The following is a 13,393-nucleotide window of genomic DNA, read 5'->3' on the forward strand; positions in this document are numbered from 1 at the left end:
TCGATTGTGTGTGTCGCTGTCGAACATCCTACGGCCGCAGAAAATTCGACCGATCCGCGAGGGCGACCCGCTAAGGCTCTAGACCGGAGTCCACACGCCGTTGTTGAAGAATCCCCACACTCCGGTGGTCGGGTTCCACATCAGGTGCGCCTGGGGCGCCCACGCCGGCGGAGGAGGCTGCGGGGGCGCCCACGGCGGCGGCGGGCCCCAGGGTCCCCAGCCCGCCGGAGCCGGGCCTTGCCAGTCGTGGCACTGATTCCAGTCCCAGTGGTAGTTGGTGCCCCACGCCGGGTCCCATTGCTGACCCGGGCACCAGTGGTTGGCGGGCACTGGGGCCGGTGCTGCCGCGGCCGTGCCGCCGGCCAATCCGACGGCCGACAAGGCAACCGCGAGGATGCCGATGCCCAGTCGAACCCACTTCGCCGTGTTCATGTCCTAAACAATGCCCCCTTGGACCGGCCTCGGACCAGATGTCAGGCCCCGGCGGTCGCACCGTCGGCTAGGTCAGGACGGCCAGTTCCTTGGGGAACCGGGTCAAGAGTTCCGGAGTGGACGTCTCGTCGGCTACCGCCAGCGTGTCCTCGATGCGCACTCCCCCGCGACCCGGCAGGTAGACGCCGGGCTCCACCGTCACCACCGAACCCGCCAGCAGCGTCCCCGAGGAGGTGGCGCCGATTCCCGGCGCTTCGTGGATCTGCAGGCCGACGCCATGCCCCAACCCGTGGCTGAACTGATCGCCGTAACCCGCGTCCACGATCAGCTGGCGCGCCGCGCCGTCGACGTCGCGCAGGCCGGCGCCCGGCCGCAGCGCCTCCCGGCCGGCCCGTTGCGCGTCGGAAACCAGCTGGTAGATCTCCAGCTGCCAGTCGGCGGCCTTGCCCAGCACGAAGGTGCGGGTCATGTCCGAGTGATAGCCGGCGACCAGCGCGCCGAAATCGATCTTGACGAAATCGCCGTTCGCCAGGACGGCGTCGGTCGGACGGTGATGCGGTATCGCCGAATTCGGCCCGGCGGCCACGATGGTCTCGAACGAGATCGCGTCGGCGCCGTGGTCGAGCATCAACGCCTCCAGCTCGCGGCTCACCTCTCGCTCGGTCCGGCCCGGCCGCAGCCCGCCCCGCTCCACCAGATCGCGCAGTGCGTCGTCGGCCTTTTCGCAGGCCAGACGCAGCAGAGCGAGCTCACCGTCGTCTTTGATTTCACGCAGCGCCTCGACCGTTCCGGCCGCCCGCACCAGCTCGGTGCCCGCGTTGCGCTCGGCCAGCTCGCTGGTCAGGGTGTCGAAGCCGTCGACCGTGACCACGTTGCTTTCGAAGCCCAGTTTGCCTACGCCGGCGTCGGCCGCCCGACCGACCAGGTGACGCCCGAGCGCGCGCTCGATGGCGACCTCGAGGTCAGGCGCTTGTTCGGCTGCCTGGGTGCGATAGCGCCCGTCGGTGGCCAGCAGTGGGCCGCGATCGTCGGCGAATACCAGCAACGCGCCGTTTGAGCCGGTGAAACCTGACAGGTAGCGCACGTTGATCAGGTCCGTGACCAGCATCGCGTCCAATCCGCTGGCAGCGATCTGCGCTTTTAGATTGTCTCGACGGTGGGAATGTGTCACGACTCACGACGGTACTCGCTACGCTGTTTCCTCATGAGTAGCTGGATGCTGCGGGGCCTCGTGTTCGCCGCAGCCATGGTCGTCGTCCGGTTGTTTCAAGGGGCGTTAATCAATGCGTGGCAGACGCAGGCAGGGTTGATCAGCATCGTGCTGCTGCTTCTCTTCATTGCCGGCGTCGTCGTATGGGGGGTGCTGGACGGCCGGGCCGACGCCAAGGCCAACCGGGATCCGGACCGTCGCCAGGACCTGGCGATGACGTGGCTGCTGGCCGGACTGCTCGCGGGCGTCCTGTCCGGCGCCGTCTCCTGGGTTATCTCGCTGTTCTACAGCGGCCTGTACACCGGTGGCCTGATCAACGAGGTGACGACGTTTGCGGCGTTCACCGCGCTGTGTGTCTTTCTGCCGGGGATCATCGGTGCGGCCGTCGGTCGCTGGCGGATCGACCGGCAGTTCGAGAAGGAGCCCGAGAAGCACCACGGCCTTGGCGTTAAAGACGACCGGGCTGACACCGACGTGTTCGCGGCGGTGCGCGCCGACGACGCTGCGGCCGGAGCGGCCCAGCCGGAGGCACAGACGTCGGCGGTGGCCACGGCCGAACGCGAAGCACCCACCGAAACGATCCCCACCGCTGAGCGCGAAGCACCCACCGAAACGATCCCGACGGGCCGGTGGGGAGCGCCCACTGAGACGATCCCCACCGCCGACGACGCCAAGACCGAGGTCATCCGGACCGGCGACGAGCACGCCGAGCACACCAAGCCGGACGCGGAGAAGGGCTAGCCCTCGTTGCTTGCGGCCAGGTAGCGCAGCGCGAGCAGGTAGCCCTGGATCCCCAGCCCGACGATCACCCCGGTCGCAACCGGGCTGAGGTAGGAGTGTCGCCGAAACTCTTCGCGGGCATGCACATTGGAGATGTGCACCTCGATGAGCGGGGCACGCAGCTCGGCGCAGGCATCGCGCAGCGCCACCGATGTGTGGGTCAGACCGCCGGCATTGAGGATCACCGGCTCGCCCGCGTCGGCGGCCAGGTGAATCCAGTCCAGCAATTCCGCCTCGTTATCACTTTGCCGCACAACGACTTTGAGCCCTAGATTAGCGGCCTCGCCCTCGATGAGGGCGGCCAGCTGATCGTGCGTGGTGTCCCCATAGACCTCGGGTTCACGCCGGCCGAGCCGGCCCAAGTTCGGGCCGTTGAGTACGTTGACGGTCACGGCCATCAGGCATCTGCTTCCGGATAAAGCCCTGCGTAGGCGGTCACCAGCAGCCCCGGGTCCGGTCCCACCAACCGGCCCGGCCTGGCCAGCCCGTCGAGCACGACGAACCGGAGCACACCCGCGCGAGTCTTCTTGTCCGCGACCATGTATTCCAGCAGCTGCGGCAATGCGTCGGCGTCGTAGCTGACCGGCAGGCCAAGTGACGTCAGGATGGTGCGATGCCGCTCGGCGGTGGCGTCGTCCAGGCGGCCGGTCAGCCTGGCCAGCTCGGCGGCGAACACCAGACCCACCGACACGGCCGCGCCGTGCCGCCACTGGTAGCGCTCCCGGCGTTCGATCGCATGCGCCAACGTGTGCCCGTAGTTCAGGATTTCGCGTAACTCAGATTCTTTCTCGTCGGCGGCGACGACCTCTGCCTTGACCGCGATCGAACGCCGGATCAGCTCGGGCAGCACAGCACCGGCCGGATCGGTCGCGGCCTGCGGATCGGCCTCGATGAGGTCGAGTATCACCGGGTCGGCGATGAAACCAGCCTTGACGATTTCGGCCATCCCGGCGACAAGTTCGTTGTGCGGCAACGTTTCCAGGGTAGCCAGGTCGACCAGGACGGCCAGCGGCTGATGGAACGCGCCGACCAGGTTCTTGCCGGCGTCGGTGTTGATACCGGTTTTGCCGCCGACGGCCGCGTCGACCATGCCGAGCAGGGTGGTCGGCACATGCACGATCGAGACGCCCCGCAGCCAGGTGGCCGCCGCGAAACCGGCGACGTCGGTGGCAGCCCCGCCGCCGATGCTGACCAGAGCGTCCTTTCGGCCAATCCCGATGCGGCCCAATACTTCCCAGATATATCCGACGACGGGCAGCTCCTTGCCGGCCTCGGCGTCGGGAATTTCGATGCGATGCGCATCGACGCCCTGGTCGGCCAGGTGGCTGCGGATCGCCTCGGCCGTCTGCGCCAGCACGGGTTGATGCAGGATCGCCACCCGATGCCGCCCGGCCAGCAGTTCGTCGAGCTCATTGAGCAGTCCCCTGCCGATCACCACCGGATAGGGCGGGTCGACGGCCACCTGCACGGTGACGGGTTCGGTTGTCTTGGTCATGTGATGGCCTTGCTGACGTCAGGAGTGGCGGGTGTGACCGGCTGTTGAGAGTTCCCGAGGCCCTGTAGCCGCGACACGATGTAGCGGACGACTGCCCCGGGATTGCGGCGGTTGGTGTCGACTCGGATGGTTGCGACACTGCGGTACAACGGAATTCGTGTGCTCATCAGGGCACGGTATTTCTCGGCGCGATCGGGCCCGGCCAGCAGGGGTCGCACCGCTTTGCCGCCGGTGCGCCGCACGCCTTCCCGGGCGCCGATCTCCAGGTAGATGACGGTGTGGCCGGCGAGCGCGTCGCACACTCCCGGGCTGGTGATGGCACCGCCGCCCAGCGACAGCACCCCGTCGTGGTCGGCCAGTGCCGTGCGCACCACCTGTTCCTCGATGCGACGGAATTCCTGTTCACCGTCGTTGGCGAAGATGTCGGCAATGGTGCGGCCGGTCTGCTCCTCGATCGCCACATCGGTGTCGAGCAAGCCGACCCCGAGCGCCTTGGCCAGCCGTCGCCCAATCGTCGACTTGCCCGAACCCGGCAACCCGACGAGCACGGCCCTCGGCGTCATGATCCCGAGGCCCGAGCCCGGGCGGCCGGCGATTCCCGCTCGGCGACGGCACGCTGATAGGACTCGATGTTGCGGCGGGTTTCGGTCAGCGAATCACCGCCGAACTTCTGCAGCGCCGCGCGGGCCAGCACCAGCGCCACCATCGTCTCGACCACGACGCCGGCGGCCGGCACCGCGCACACATCCGAGCGCTGGTGGATGGCGACGGCCTCGTCACCGGTTGCCATGTCGACGGTGGCCAGCGCACGCGGCACGGTGGAGATCGGCTTCATCGCGGCGCGCACCCGGAGCGGCTGCCCGTTGGTCATGCCGCCTTCGAGTCCGCCCGCACGATTGGTCGAGCGCGCAACGCCGTCCGGGCCGGGGTACATCTCGTCGTGTGCCTGGCTGCCGCGGCGGCGCGCGGTTTGGAAGCCGTCGCCGATCTCGACACCCTTGATCGCCTGAATTCCCATGACCGCGGCGGCGAGCTGGCTGTCGAGCCGGTTGTCGCCGCTGGTGAACGATCCCAGCCCCACCGGCAGGCCCAGCGCCACCACCTCGACGACGCCGCCAAGGGTGTCGCCGTCCTTTTTGGCCGCTTCGATTTCGGCGATCATCGCCTCTTCGGCCGCCTTGTCGAAGGCCCGCACAGGGCTGGCGTCAATCGCCGCGAGGTCGTTGGGGCCGGGCGGTGGACCGTCGTAGGGCGCCGAAGGGCCGATAGCGATGACGTGGGAGATCACCTCGACGCCGAGCGCCTGACGCAGGAAGGAACGCGCGATCGTGCCGGCCGCGACTCGGGCGGCGGTCTCGCGGGCGCTCGCCCGCTCCAGCACCGGGCGGGCGTCGTCGAAGCCGTATTTCAGCATGCCGGCGTAGTCGGCGTGGCCTGGCCGAGGGCGGGTCAGCGGCGCATTTCGCGCAATGTCGGCGAGCTCGGCGGGATCGACGGGGTCGGCGGCCATCACGGTTTCCCACTTCGGCCATTCGGTGTTGCCGATCTCGATGGCGATGGGCCCGCCCAGGGTTACGCCGTGGCGTACACCGGACAACACGGTCACCGCGTCGAGCTCGAATGCCATCCGGGCGCCGCGGCCGTAGCCGAGCCGGCGGCGGGCCAGCTGCTCGGAGATCTCATCGGAGGTCACCTGGACGCCGGCGACCATGCCGTCGACCATCGCCACGAGGGCGCGGCCATGGGATTCTCCTGCGGTGATCCAGCGCAACACGTGTCCCATTCTCCCATGGTGTGTGTCCTGGGTTTGCCATGGTGGGAAATGGTGGCGTGACCATTCCGATTACCAGGGGCACTGCTCCTTCGAAAGCGATATCGGATCCGCTATCGCTTTCGAGATTCGGTCACCAGCGCTCTCGGCGGGACAGATGTGACTGCTGCGACCTGCCTCAGAAGAAACTGGTGTCGGGCGGTTCCACGCCGTTGACGGCGATATCGCCGAGTATCCGCGCCTTGTAGACCGCGGGGTTGTGCGAGAACAGCGTGCGCAGATTGCGCCAGTGCCGGTCCAACACCGCCGAGGCCTGGATCGCGGATGCGCCGCCGGCATCGAAGATGCGCGACGCCGCCCGCAGCGCGGGCTCCTCGATCGCGACCTTGACGCGCGCCGCGGCGATCGACGACCTCTTCTCCAGCTCGGTGTCGATCCCGGTGGAGTACGCGGCGTCGGCCGCCGCGCCGAGTTCTGCCGCCGCGCTGCGGACCAGCGCCTGCGCGGCGTATGCCACCGCGTCGATTTCGCCGACGATCGCCAGCAGCTGTGGGTCAGCGGTCGGTTGGTCGGCGGCGGCAAAGGTGAACGTCCGGCTCCGACCGCGCACCAGCGCGGCGGCGTCCGCCGCCAGGGCGCGCAGGATCCCGGCGGCGACCGCGTGCAGATACAGCTGAAGGAATGCGCCGCGCGGGCGGTCCACTCCGATGGTGGCGCCCAACGGGAACACCTCGTCGGCTTCGACCACGACATCTTCGAATATTGTTGTGCCGCTACCTGTTTGGCGTTGTCCGATGCCATCCCAGTCGTCCGCGTGCTCGACGCCGGCCCGATCCGCGGGGATCACCACGGCGGTCGGGGCGCCGTCGTCGTCCTGGGCAGTGACCCGCAGGTAGTCCGAGAACTGTGCGCCGGTGCTGTAGAACTTCCTGCCACGCAGCCGTAACCCGCCCTCGGTCGCCGCGAGACGGGTGTCGCGGTTGTTTCCTCCGACCGACTTCTGGCTGAGTTCGGTGTTGGTGCCGCCGATCAAACCCCCCTCGGCGACGATGCCAATCCACCGGTCGCTGCCCGGGCGCGTCGGCGTGACCTGCAGTTCCTCGACCAGCGAGTAGTGGATTCGCAGGATGTGCGCCAGATCGGGGTCGGCCGCGGCGAGCGCGATGACGTGGTCGAAGAATTCCGTCAGTGTGTAGCCCGCACCACCGAGGTCGCGGGCCAGACGCACCGCGCCGAGCCGGTGGTCGCGGACGAGTTTGAGCCCGCGCAGCGGGGGCTCGGTCCCCCCGTCGGCCAAACGGGCGTGGAAGTCCGCGGCGATTTCGGCGAGCACATCGGGCATGCGTGTCAGAACCTTTCGACGTAAGTCAGCCAGCCAGCCCGAAAAGGTAAGCGTGCGCAACCATATCGGGCAACGATTTCCTGCGCGGCAATTTTTAAGCGCAAAACGCCGGCCCCACCGCCACCGCGGTGGCCAGGCACATTGACGGACCGTGCGGCACGGTGCGCACCCCACGCATCAACCCGACCACGCCGCACAGCGCGGTCAGCAGCGGCGCGGCCAAGGCCGCCAGGAACCACGCCTCGACGCCGAAGCAACCGGCCAGACCACCGAGTCCGAGCGCCAGCTTGACGTCGCCGGCCCCCATGTCCGCCGGTGCGACCAGATGAACGATCAGATACACGCCGGCCAGCGCCACCGCGCCGGCCAATGCCGGCAGGTCACGGCCGGCGACGACGGCGGCCAGCAGGATCACGGCCGCCCCGGTCAGCGTCAGCAGGTTGGGTAGCCGCCGTTGCCGGACGTCGTAGCAGCTCAGCGCCGTCAGCCAGGCGAGCAGTAGGCCGCCGATCGCGATCCGCATGCGCGGCACGCTAATCGGCCGCCTCCAGCGCGCAAGTCATCGCCTCGCGCGGCGCCGGCAGGCCGGTGAACTGCTCGACCTGCGCGAACGCCTGATGCAGCAGCATCTGCAGACCGCTGATCACCCGGCCACCCGCGGCGCTCACCGCTGCGGCCAGCGGGGTGGGCCACGGGTTGTAGACGGTATCCAGCAGCACCGGGATCGCCGCGAAGGTGCCCGCATACTGCGCGGCCACATCGGCAGGAATGGTGCTGACCAGCACTTCTGCGGCGGCCACCTGGCCGGCCAATTCGTCGCTGTCCAGGTCGCAGAACCGGGTCGGCACACCGATTCGCGATCCCAGTTCGACCAGCCGGGCCGCCTTGTCCGGGTTGCGCGCCACAACGGTGATGCCGGCGACGCCGAGCTGGGCCAGCCCTGCGACCGCCGCGGGCGCGGTGCCACCCGATCCACAGACCAGCGCTTGTCCAGAGGCCGTCCCCACCGCGCCCGCGACTCCGTCGATGTCGGTGTTGTCGGCCCGCCAGCCGTGCGCCGTGCGCACCAGCGTGTTGGCCGATCCGACCTGCGCCGCCCGGTCGGTGTGTTCGTCGGCGAATCGCAGGGCGGCGAACTTGCCCGGGGCGGTCACCGAGACGCCGACCCACTCGGGGCCGAACCCGGCGACCAGACCCGGCAGCTCCTCGGCGCCGCATTCGATGCGCTCATACGTCCAGCCGTCCAGGCCCAGCGCCCGATAGGCGGCCAGGTGCAGCAGCGGGGACTTCGAATGGACGATCGGCGAGCCGAGCACGGCCGCCTTTCTGGGCGCCGCGTCAGCGGGGCGTGCTGTCGAGGACACCGTTGTGCTTAGCCAGCTCGATATTGGCCAGATGCTGCTTGTAATCCTTGGTGAACAGCGTGGTCCCCTGAGCGTCGATGGTGACGAAGTACAGCCAGTCCCCCGGCTCGGGATGCTCGGCGGCGCGCAGCGCGTCGATACCCGGCGAGCAGATCGCCGTGGCGGGCAGACCCTGGGACACGTAGGTGTTCCACGGCGTCTTCTGGGCCCGGTCGGCGTCGCTGGTCGCCACCTCGCGCCGGTCCAGCGGGTAGTTCACCGTCGAATCGAACTCGAGCGTGTGGTGCGCGTTGAGGCGGTTGTAGATGACCTGTGCCACCTTGGGGAAGTCCTGCGAATTGGATTCCTGCTGGACCAGCGAGGCCACCACCAGGATGTCGTACGGGGACAGCTTCAGCGCCTGAGCGGTGTCGGTGAGCCCGGACTTTATGTACTCCACCGCACCGGCGCTGATCAGGGTCCCCAGAATGTCCTGGGCCGATGCCGAGGGATCGACGTTGAACGTGCCCGGCGCGATGAGCCCCTCGAGCCGGCGATGGTCGTTGCCGAGTTCGGTGACCGGCTGAATCGCCCAGGGCGGCACCGACAATGACGTCGGAGTGCTGTTGGTCGCCGCCCCGCGCAGGTCATCCGCCGAGACGCAGCGCCGGTTGCCGTCGAGGTCCACGCAGGTCGAGCGGGAGATCAAGGTCAGGATTCCCGGCGTCACCACGTTGGTCTTCATGTCGGTGGTGTCGTCGAGCTGACGCCCTTCGGGAATGACCAGCCGCCCCACCCGGCTGTTCGGATCGGTCAGCCGCTCGACGGCGTTCGCCGCCGGGATCTCGGTGCGCATCCGGTAGAAGCCCGGCTGGATCGAGGTGATCTTGGAGTTGCCGTGCGCCGCGTTGACGAATGCCCGGACGGTGGCCACCACGCCCTGGTTGTGCAGCGTCTCGCCGACCATCGTCGTGGAGTCACCGGCCTGTACCTGAATCACGATGTCGCGCTTGCCGTCTCCCGCGTAGTCGTCGCCGGACCCGGCGATCGTGTGCCACAGCTTGTACCCGACGAAGACGGCGCCCACCACGACCACGACCATCAGAGCGACAACGAGGCGGCCGGTGAACCGGCGGCGCTTGCGCCCGCGCTCGGCCTTGTTCCGGGCGACCCGGCTCATCCGATGCCGCGGCGGCCCGACTTCCGTGGGCTCGGCCCGTTGGCCTCGTACGCTGTCAACCATCGATGGCATCCCCCGACTGGGCAAGCATGGCCCGGCGCTGATCCAGCCAGCTCTGCAGGATCGCCACGGCCGCCGCCTGATCGATCACCGCTCGCTGCTCCCTGGCCCGCACCCCGGCCTCGCGAAGCGATCGCTGGGCGCTGACCGTCGTCAGCCGTTCGTCGGCCAACCGCACCGGTGTGGGCGCAACCCGCTCGGCCAGCGTCTCGGCCAGCTCGATGGCGTCGACCGCCGAAGGCCCGGTGCGGTCGGCCAGGGTCCGCGGTAGTCCGACGACCACCTCGACGGCGTGCAGCTCGGCGGCGAGTTCGGCCAGCCGTCGCACGTGTTTGCCGGAGCGGTCGCGGCGCACGGTTTCCACCGGGGTGGCCAGGATGCCGTCGGGGTCGCTGACGGCCACCCCGATGCGCACGCTGCCCACGTCGATACCGAGCCGCCGTCCCCGCCCGGGATCCTGGTCGGGGTCGCCGGGCCGGTCGGGCAGCCGGTGCTGTGCTGGGACCACTCAGCCGACCCGCGCTATCGCAGCGATCTCGGAGCGGACCGCCTCCAGCGCCGCGTCGATGCCAGTCGGATCCTTGCCCGAGCCCTGCGCCAAGTCGGGTTTACCGCCGCCGCGCCCGTCGACGGCCTGGGCAAGCTGCTTGACCAGATCGTTGGCGCGCAGCCCGAGGTCTTGGGCGGCCTGATTGGCGGCGACGGCATAGGGGACGGTTTCGCCCTCCCCCTCGGCGATCAGCGCGACCACCGCGGGTTCGCCGCCCAGCTTCCCGCGAATGTCGCCCACCAGGGAGCGCAGGTCGCCCGCGGTCATTCCGCCCGACATCCGCTGCGCCACCATCCGGACGTTACCGATCCGCTCGGCGCCCGCCGCCGCATTGGTGGCCGCGGAACGCGCACTCGCCAGCCGGGCGCGTTCGAGTTCCTTCTCCGCGGCCTTGAGCCGCTCCACCAGGTTGGCCACCCGGGCGGGCACCTCAACGGATGGCACCTTGAGCGACGACGCCAGCCCCGCCATCAGTGCCCGCTCCTTGGCCAGGTGCCGGAACGACTCCAGCCCGACGTACGCCTCGACCCGGCGGACCCCGGAGCCGATCGACGATTCGCCCAGGATGGTCACCGGACCGATCTGCGCCGAGTTGTGCACGTGCGTTCCACCGCACAGTTCCAGCGAGAACGGCCCGCCGATCTCCACCACCCGCACCTCGTCCGGGTAGGCCTCGCCGAACAGCGCCATGGCACCCATCGCCTTGGCCTTGTCCAGCTTTTCGTTGAAGGTGTGCACCTCGAAGTCGGCCTGCACCGCCTCGTTGGTCACCTCTTCGATCTGGGCGCGCTGCTCGTCGCTGAGTGGCCCCTGCCAGTTGAAGTCGAAACGCAAATAGCCCGGGCGATTCAGCGATCCGGCCTGAACAGCGTTGGGCCCCAGCACTTGTCGCAGGGCGGCGTGCACCATGTGCGTACCAGAGTGACCCTGCGTGGCGCCCTTGCGCCAGCCGGCATCGACCGCGGCGACAACGGTGTCACCCTCCACGAACTCTCCGGACTCGACGTTAACCCGATGCACCCACAGGGTTTTCGCGATCTTCTGCACATCGGTGACCGCAGCACGGGCGCTTTCACCGGCACCCGTCCCGCTGATGCTGCCGACGTCGGCGATCTGGCCGCCCGACTCGGCGTACAGCGGCGTGCGGTCCAAGATGAGCTCCACGCGATCGGCGCCGACACCTTCGGCGTGCGACACCACCGGGACCCGCTTGCCGTCGACAAAGATACCCAGAATCCTTGCCTCCGAGCTCAATTCATCGAAGCCGGTGAACTCGGTCGGTCCGGCGTCGACGAGCTCGCGGTAGGCCGTCAGGTCCGCGTGCGCGTGCTTGCGTGCGGCGGCGTCCGCCTTGGCCCGTTGGCGCTGCTGCAACATCAGCTCGTGGAATCCGGTCTTGTCGACCGTCAAACCGGCTTCGGACGCCATCTCCAGCGTGAGCTCGATCGGGAAGCCGTAGGTGTCGTGCAGGGTGAAGGCGTCGGAACCCGATACCGATTTGGCGCCAGCCGCTTTGGTGGCGTGGGCGACCTCGTCGAACAACTTCGAACCCGACACCAGGGTGCGGTTGAACGCGGTCTCCTCGGCCACCGCGATGCGGCGGATCCGGTCGAAGTCGTTGACCAGTTCCGGGTACGACGGGCCCATCGCGTCGCGCACGGTGACCATCAGATCGCCGACGATGGGCGTGTCGATCCCCAGCAGTTTGGCCGAGCGAATGACGCGGCGCAGCAGCCGTCGCAGCACGTACCCGCGGCCGTCGTTGCCCGGGCTGACGCCGTCGCCGATCAGGATCGCCGCGGTGCGGCTGTGGTCGGCGATGATGCGGTAGCGCACGTCGTCGGCATGGTTGCCGGCGTCGTACCCGCGGGGCGCGCGGGCGGCCACCAGGTCGATGACCGGCCGCAGCAGGTCGGTTTCGTACACGTTGTGCACGCCCTGCAGGATGAACGCGACGCGCTCCACACCCATGCCGGTGTCGATGTTCTTGCGCGGCAACGGCCCAAGGATTTCGAAGTCTTCCTTGTTGGTGCCCTCGCCGCGCTCGTTCTGCATGAACACGAGGTTCCAGATTTCGATGTAGCGGTCCTCGTTGACGACGGGTCCGCCCTCGACCCCGAATTCCGGCCCGCGGTCGTAGTAAATCTCCGATGACGGTCCACACGGGCCGGGGATGCCCATCGACCAGTAGTTGTCGGCCATCCCGCGCCGCTGGATCCGCTCTGGCGGCAGGTCGGCAATCTCCCGCCACAACTCCGCCGCTTCGTCGTCGTCGAGATAGACTGTGGCCCAAATCTTTTCCGGGTTTAGCCCGTATCCGCCCTCGGAGACGCTGTTGGTCAACAGGTCCCACGCCAAGGCGATGGCTTCGCGTTTGAAGTAGTCGCCGAACGAGAAGTTGCCGGCCATCTGGAAAAAGGTGTTGTGGCGGGTGGTGATGCCGACTTCGTCGATATCGGGCGTGCGGATGCACTTCTGGATGCTGGTGGCCGTGGCATAGGGCGGGGTGCGCTGGCCCAGAAAGAACGGGACGAACTGCACCATGCCGGCATTGACGAACAACAGGTTGGGGTCGTCGAGGATCACCGATGCGCTCGGCACCTCGGTGTGACCCGCCTTCACGAAATGATCAAGGAACCTCTTCCTGATCTCGTGTGTCTGCACTCTTTCCGCTTCTTCCTGTGCCCTGTGTTCATCCGGAATGCCACGCGACTTGTCTTGACGTCGACTTCCAGCCTATTCGCCGGGTTATCGGGAGGCTGTCTCACGACCCATTCCGACCGCACACAGTACCGGTCCCCCGGGCCTGTGTTGCCTGGCCGTTAGCCTCCCAAAAAGCTCAGCCGCACCGACCGCCGCGGGTTGTCCCGGTTGAGATCGACCAAAACAATGCTTTGCCAGGTGCCCAGCTGTGGCTCGCCGCCAGCGACCGGCACTGTGACCGATGGGGCGACGATCGCCGGCAGCACGTGGTCGGCGCCGTGACCGGCCGAGCCGTGCGAGTGCCGGTAGCGGTCGTCGCGCGGCAGCAGCCGCTCCAGCGTGTCGACCAGGTCGTCATCGGAGCCGGCACCGGTCTCGATGATCGCGACCCCGGCCGTCGCGTGCGGAACGAAAATGTTGCACAGGCCATCCCCGAAGGCGAAGCAGAACCGCCGCACGGCGTCGGTGAGATCCACGGTCCGCCGGCTCGCGGTATCCACTTCCAATACATCGGTCTGCATCCGACC

General features: G+C 68.3%; 14 protein-coding genes. 1 reads left to right on the forward strand and 13 read right to left on the reverse strand.

Going from position 1 to position 13,393, the window contains the following annotated elements; genetic code table 11:
- Positions 1–78: 78 nt before the first annotated feature.
- Positions 79–432, reverse strand: a complete 354-nt coding sequence (locus MNAB215_RS27250) for an Mtp family mycobacterial-type pilin (RefSeq protein ID WP_077081540.1) — start codon at positions 430–432, stop codon at positions 79–81.
- A gap of 67 nt (positions 433–499) precedes the next feature.
- Positions 500–1,603: a M24 family metallopeptidase gene (locus MNAB215_RS27255; RefSeq protein ID WP_077081541.1), complete on the reverse strand. Its 1,104-nt coding sequence runs from the start codon at positions 1,601–1,603 to the stop codon at positions 500–502.
- Positions 1,604–1,636: 33 nt separating this feature from the next.
- On the opposite strand from MNAB215_RS27255, the gene MNAB215_RS27260 reads away from it, so the two are divergent.
- Positions 1,637–2,383, forward strand: coding sequence for a B-4DMT family transporter (locus tag MNAB215_RS27260; protein WP_077081542.1), 747 nt, complete (start codon positions 1,637–1,639; stop codon positions 2,381–2,383).
- Here the strand turns inward: MNAB215_RS27260 and aroQ are convergent.
- From aroQ to MNAB215_RS27315, 11 genes are all read right to left on the reverse strand, one after another.
- Complete coding sequence (gene aroQ, locus MNAB215_RS27265; protein WP_077081543.1) at positions 2,380–2,820, reverse strand: type II 3-dehydroquinate dehydratase; 441 nt, start codon at positions 2,818–2,820, stop codon at positions 2,380–2,382. The two genes, MNAB215_RS27260 and aroQ, sit on opposite strands and share 4 nt — an antisense overlap.
- On the reverse strand, positions 2,820–3,917 hold the full coding sequence (gene aroB / locus MNAB215_RS27270) for a 3-dehydroquinate synthase (protein ID WP_077081544.1): 1,098 nt from the start codon (positions 3,915–3,917) through the stop codon (positions 2,820–2,822). Before aroB ends, aroQ begins: the two co-directional genes overlap by 1 nt.
- Positions 3,914–4,480 carry a shikimate kinase gene (locus tag MNAB215_RS27275; protein WP_077081545.1) on the reverse strand — a complete coding sequence of 189 codons (567 nt, stop codon included), beginning with the start codon at positions 4,478–4,480 and terminating at the stop codon, positions 3,914–3,916. The genes aroB and MNAB215_RS27275 overlap by 4 nt, the downstream gene beginning before the upstream one ends.
- Entirely contained in the window at positions 4,477–5,691 is a 1,215-nt protein-coding gene (gene aroC, locus MNAB215_RS27280; protein WP_077081546.1) for a chorismate synthase, read from the reverse strand. The genes MNAB215_RS27275 and aroC overlap by 4 nt, the downstream gene beginning before the upstream one ends.
- Positions 5,692–5,866: 175 nt before the next feature.
- Entirely contained in the window at positions 5,867–7,030 is a 1,164-nt protein-coding gene (locus MNAB215_RS27285) for an acyl-CoA dehydrogenase family protein (RefSeq protein ID WP_077081547.1), read from the reverse strand.
- 94 nt (positions 7,031–7,124) lie between these two features.
- Positions 7,125–7,553 carry a prepilin peptidase gene (locus MNAB215_RS27290; RefSeq protein WP_077082382.1) on the reverse strand — a complete coding sequence of 143 codons (429 nt, stop codon included), beginning with the start codon at positions 7,551–7,553 and terminating at the stop codon, positions 7,125–7,127.
- Positions 7,554–7,563: 10 nt separating this feature from the next.
- Positions 7,564–8,394, reverse strand: coding sequence for a shikimate dehydrogenase (locus tag MNAB215_RS27295; protein ID WP_077081548.1), 831 nt, complete (start codon positions 8,392–8,394; stop codon positions 7,564–7,566).
- Positions 8,369–9,616: an endolytic transglycosylase MltG gene (gene mltG, locus MNAB215_RS27300; RefSeq protein ID WP_077081549.1), complete on the reverse strand. Its 1,248-nt coding sequence runs from the start codon at positions 9,614–9,616 to the stop codon at positions 8,369–8,371. The genes MNAB215_RS27295 and mltG overlap by 26 nt, the downstream gene beginning before the upstream one ends.
- On the reverse strand, positions 9,609–10,121 hold the full coding sequence (gene ruvX / locus MNAB215_RS27305; protein ID WP_077081550.1) for a Holliday junction resolvase RuvX: 513 nt from the start codon (positions 10,119–10,121) through the stop codon (positions 9,609–9,611). Before ruvX ends, mltG begins: the two co-directional genes overlap by 8 nt.
- Positions 10,122–12,827, reverse strand: coding sequence for an alanine--tRNA ligase (gene alaS / locus MNAB215_RS27310; protein ID WP_077081551.1), 2,706 nt, complete (start codon positions 12,825–12,827; stop codon positions 10,122–10,124).
- A 158-nt stretch (positions 12,828–12,985) separates the two neighbouring features.
- Complete coding sequence (locus tag MNAB215_RS27315; RefSeq protein ID WP_077081552.1) at positions 12,986–13,387, reverse strand: secondary thiamine-phosphate synthase enzyme YjbQ; 402 nt, start codon at positions 13,385–13,387, stop codon at positions 12,986–12,988.
- Positions 13,388–13,393: the final 6 nt, after the last annotated feature.

It is taken from the genome of Mycobacterium numidiamassiliense, assembly GCF_900157365.1.
Classification (GTDB): Bacteria; Actinomycetota; Actinomycetes; order Mycobacteriales; family Mycobacteriaceae; genus Mycobacterium; species Mycobacterium numidiamassiliense.

What these genes read in the sequence shown, in the direction of transcription:
- aroB (WP_077081544.1), bottom strand. Translation starts at nt 3,917, where the DNA reads ATGACCAAGACAACCGAACCCGTCACCGTGCAGGTGGCCGTCGACCCG.
- aroQ (WP_077081543.1), bottom strand. Translation starts at nt 2,820, where the DNA reads ATGGCCGTGACCGTCAACGTACTCAACGGCCCGAACTTGGGCCGGCTC.
- MNAB215_RS27250 (WP_077081540.1), bottom strand. Translation starts at nt 432, where the DNA reads ATGAACACGGCGAAGTGGGTTCGACTGGGCATCGGCATCCTCGCGGTT.
- mltG (WP_077081549.1), bottom strand. Translation starts at nt 9,616, where the DNA reads ATGGTTGACAGCGTACGAGGCCAACGGGCCGAGCCCACGGAAGTCGGG.
- MNAB215_RS27275 (WP_077081545.1), bottom strand. Translation starts at nt 4,480, where the DNA reads ATGACGCCGAGGGCCGTGCTCGTCGGGTTGCCGGGTTCGGGCAAGTCG.
- MNAB215_RS27260 (WP_077081542.1), top strand. Translation starts at nt 1,637, where the DNA reads ATGAGTAGCTGGATGCTGCGGGGCCTCGTGTTCGCCGCAGCCATGGTC.
- MNAB215_RS27290 (WP_077082382.1), bottom strand. Translation starts at nt 7,553, where the DNA reads ATGCGGATCGCGATCGGCGGCCTACTGCTCGCCTGGCTGACGGCGCTG.
- MNAB215_RS27315 (WP_077081552.1), bottom strand. Translation starts at nt 13,387, where the DNA reads ATGCAGACCGATGTATTGGAAGTGGATACCGCGAGCCGGCGGACCGTG.
- MNAB215_RS27285 (WP_077081547.1), bottom strand. Translation starts at nt 7,030, where the DNA reads ATGCCCGATGTGCTCGCCGAAATCGCCGCGGACTTCCACGCCCGTTTG.